Source organism: Nocardia sp. NPDC024068, from assembly GCF_040638875.1.
Lineage (GTDB): Bacteria > Actinomycetota > Actinomycetes > Mycobacteriales > Mycobacteriaceae > Nocardia.
Genome location: NZ_JBEZYU010000121.1, coordinates 1 through 2,064 on the forward strand (window position 1 = coordinate 1; position 2,064 = coordinate 2,064).

General features: G+C 66.6%; 1 protein-coding gene. It reads left to right on the plus strand.

The window, feature by feature from the left end:
* Positions 1-369: 369 nt before the first annotated feature.
* Positions 370-1,755, plus strand: coding sequence for a class II 3-deoxy-7-phosphoheptulonate synthase (locus AB0F41_RS31510; RefSeq protein WP_357430238.1), 1,386 nt, complete (start codon positions 370-372; stop codon positions 1,753-1,755).
* Positions 1,756-2,064: the final 309 nt, after the last annotated feature.

The following is a 2,064-nucleotide window of genomic DNA, read 5'->3' on the forward strand; positions in this document are numbered from 1 at the left end:
CAGCCCTCGAGACTCGTGGCTTCGCCACGTGCGCTTCGAGGGCTGACAGCAGACGCGGGCCGAACCCTTTGTGGGCCTCGCTGAACTCGGCACCGAGAACGTGACCCATTCGCTGGATGAGCCCGGTTCGGATCGGAACCGGGTGGTGACGCTGGTACCGGGCCCGTGGGCTGCGTAGTGCGGGGTGCGTTGGCGGGGATCTCTCGTTTTGTCCGGATGGTTGCTATCTGTCCTGGGTGGGGCCCGCCCGGTTCTGGAGCGACCAGAGGGAGGGAGCGCAGCGACCGACCGGCGGGAGTGAAGAACCGGGATGCAGGGCCCCACCCCCGCCCCGCCGGAGGCGGGGCCATGTAGCAGTATCCTGAACTGGTGAATTGGACCGTCGACGTTCCTATCGACCGTTTGCCCGAACTGCCGCCGCTGCCTGCCGAGCTGCGTAAACGGCTCGACGACGCGTTGTCGCGGCCCGCGCTGCAGCAGCCGTCGTGGGATGCGGGGCAGGCGGCGGAGATGCGGACGGTGCTGGAGAGTGTGCCGCCGATCTGTCTGCCCGCCGAGGTGGATGAGCTGCGGGAGCGGCTCGCCGAGGTGGCGCGTGGGGAAGCGTTCCTCATGCAGGGCGGGGATTGCGCGGAGACCTTCGCCGACAACACCGAGCCGCATATCCGCGGCAATATTCGCACTCTGCTGCAGATGGCGGTGGTACTCACCTACGGGGCGAGTCTGCCGGTGGTGAAGGTGGCGCGGATCGCCGGTCAGTACGCCAAACCGCGGTCCTCCGATACCGATGCGCTCGGTTTGCGGTCCTATCGCGGCGATATGGTGAATTCGCTGGTCGCGGACGCGGCGGTGCGTGAGCACGATCCGTCCCGGCTGGTGCGGGCCTACGCGAACGCCAGCGCGGCGATGAACCTGGTGCGGGCCCTCACCAACGCGGGTATGGCGGATCTGCATCGGGTGCACGACTGGAACCGCGATTTCGTGGCGCAGTCCCCGGCGGGCGCGCGGTACGAGGCGCTGGCCGAGGAGATCGATCGGGGACTGCGGTTCATGACCGCCTGCCGGGTGAACGATCCCAGCCTGCAATCGGCCCGCATCTACGCCTCACACGAAGCGCTGGTGCTGGATTACGAACGGGCGATGCTGCGGTTGGCCGAGAATTCCGCCGGGGCGCCGGCGTTGTACAACCTGTCCGCGCATTTCCTGTGGATCGGGGAACGCACCCGCCAGCTCGACGGCGCGCACATCGCCTTCGCCGAACTACTCGCCAACCCCATCGGCCTCAAAATCGGCCCGACCACCACGCCGGATCAGGCCGTGGAATACGTGGAGCGGCTCGACCCCACCAACGAACCCGGCCGCTTGACGCTGGTATCGCGGATGGGCAACACGAAGATCCGTGAGGTGCTGCCGCCGATCGTCGAAAAGGTGCAGGCCACCGGGCATCAGGTCATCTGGCAGTGCGACCCGATGCACGGCAACACCCACGAATCGTCCACGGGATTCAAAACCCGCCACTTCGACCGAATCGTGGACGAGGTGCAGGGTTTCTTCGAGGTCCATCACGCGCTCGGCACCCATCCAGGTGGGTTGCATATCGAGCTCACCGGTGAGGACGTCACCGAGTGCCTGGGTGGGGCCCAGGACATCTCCGATCTGGATCTCTCGGGTCGGTACGAGACCGCATGTGACCCGCGGCTCAACACTCAGCAGTCGCTGGAGTTGTCGTTCCTGGTCGCCGAAATGCTGCGTTGAGTTCGGCTGGGACTGTTCGCCGAGGATGTGGGCGAGCCTTCTCGCGGAGGTGAGGGGGTGGGTTCGCTGGCGGAGGTGGGGAGGTGGCCTTGCCCGCGAGGGTGGGGAGGTGGCCTTGCCCGCCAAGGTGGGGGTGAGCTTGCTCGTGAAGGTGGGGAGGTGACCTTGCCCGCGAGGGTGGGGAGGTGGCCTTACCCGCCAAGGTGAGGAGGTGTGAATCGCCCCGGCATGTCGGGAGGCTTCGTCTCTTGAGCGAGGATGAAGTCTGTGAGTTCGAAGAAGTACCCGCAAGAGCTGCGTGAGCGGGCC